Source organism: Brevundimonas sp., from assembly GCF_004210735.1.
Classification (GTDB): Bacteria; Pseudomonadota; Alphaproteobacteria; order Caulobacterales; family Caulobacteraceae; genus Brevundimonas.
This window is the reverse complement of sequence record NZ_SDZL01000139.1, coordinates 1-1,282: the sequence shown is the minus strand read 5'-3', so window position 1 is coordinate 1,282 and position 1,282 is coordinate 1. Positions and strand designations below refer to the sequence as shown.

Below are 1,282 nucleotides of genomic sequence, written 5' to 3'. Positions count from 1 at the left end.
TCTTTCATCGAAGCCTGCAGCCACGTCCCCTCGATGGAGACGTGCAGGTCCTTCAGGCGCATCTGCAGCAGTTCGGCATCCGGCAGGTATGACCACCAGGGCTGTCGCGATTTTGTACGCATGGACCAAAGCGTCCCGCCGGAGTCACCCATTACCCACGCTCCCCGGACGTCGCCGTTTCACCAAGCCCAAACGCGCCCCAGCCCAAGCCTGTTGCAGCAGGGGCTGTTGCAGCAAAAATGCCGAGCTTGGTGGATATCAAATTCAAACGACCGACCTCTCCGCGTCGATGTGCGGACGGAACGCTTTCTAAACCATAAACCCCGGCCTGCGCCCTAGGAAAATCGGGGTTTCGAAGGGAAAACTGTACAAACTTGCCGCCTCTGCGAATGCTTTCGGGCGCCCTTTTCGCGCCCTTCGTCGGGCCCCCGGCCGGCCCGCCACGGCGACTTGGCGAGTCGCTGTGGCGGGGCGGGTCAGTGGCTGGCGCTATCGGGCGTCAAATTGGGTCGTAGGGGAAGACCTCGGCGGTGGCTTCGACCCCGAAAAAGTCCGCCGCCATGGCGGGCAGGCAGTTGTCGAGGATTTTCTCGGGATTCCACCCCGTCGTGTCCGCCACCGACCGGACCGGGCGGGGCTGGTCGAACAGGATGATCTCGTTGCCCCGTACACAGAAGATCTGGCTGGTGACGGTCTTGGCCCGGTCGGAGCACAGTGCGACCGCCAGCTGGGCGACCTGATCGGCCCGCATGGCGTCCCGCATCCGGGCCACCCGCTTGGCGCTGGCTTCGTCTTTCACGGGGATCGATTCGATCATCCGGGTCCAGGCGAACGGCGCGATCACGTTGGAGCGGACATTGTTCCGCACACCCTCCATCGCCACCACCCGCGACAGGCCGACAATGCCCATCTTGGCGGCGGCATAGTTCGCCTGGCCGATATTCCCGATCAGGCCCGATGTTGAGGTGAAAAGCACATAGGCCCCGTCCTTCTGCTCCCGGAACAGCTCGATCGACGCCCGCGTGACGTTGAAGGAGCCACGGAGGTGGACGTTGATGACCCGGTCCCAGTCCTCCTCGGTCATCTTGTGGAACATGCCGTCACGCAGGATGCCCGCCGGGTTCACGATGGCATGCAGTCCGCCAAACGTGTCCTTCGCCTGTTCGACCATCCGCGCCACGGCGGCGTAGTCGGCCACGCTGTCGGAGTTGGAAGCCGCCTCGCCACCCGCCGCCCGGATCTGCTGGGCCACCTGTTCAGCCGGGCCAGCCGAGCCCTCGTC

General features: G+C 64.4%; 1 protein-coding gene. It reads right to left on the bottom strand.

Going from position 1 to position 1,282, the window contains the following annotated elements; translation table 11 throughout:
* Positions 1-499 precede the first annotated feature (499 nt).
* Positions 500-1,282 (bottom strand): SDR family oxidoreductase (locus EON91_RS14455; RefSeq protein WP_292096109.1); only part of this gene is annotated, 783 nt, incomplete at its 5' end.